Source organism: Acinetobacter sp. USHLN143 (assembly GCF_037145695.1).
Taxonomy (GTDB): Bacteria; Pseudomonadota; Gammaproteobacteria; order Pseudomonadales; family Moraxellaceae; genus Acinetobacter; species Acinetobacter fasciculus.
In genome coordinates this window covers 1-223 of sequence record NZ_JBBCWZ010000326.1, presented here as the reverse complement: position 1 = coordinate 223, position 223 = coordinate 1, and the positions used below count along the sequence as shown (strand labels likewise).

The 223-nt window shown below is 41.7% G+C and carries 1 pseudogene; it reads right to left on the bottom strand.

Annotated features, from left to right (window positions below):
* Positions 1–223: pseudogene (locus WFH18_RS18240) on the bottom strand (IS3 family transposase); the annotation flags it as partial.

Genomic DNA, 223 nt, shown 5'->3' with positions numbered 1-223 from the left:
ACCAATCTACCCAGTTTAGTGTCGCAAGTTGTACATCTGCTAAACCTTGCCAATCTGCTTTTAGATATTCAATCACCTCTGTTTTGTATAAGCCATTCACCGTTTCAGCCAGAGCATTATCGTATGAATCACCAGTCGTACCGACTGATGCTCGTAAATTTGCTGCTTCTAAACGATTGGTATAGCGAATGGAAAGATATTGCACACCTCTGTCGGAATGATG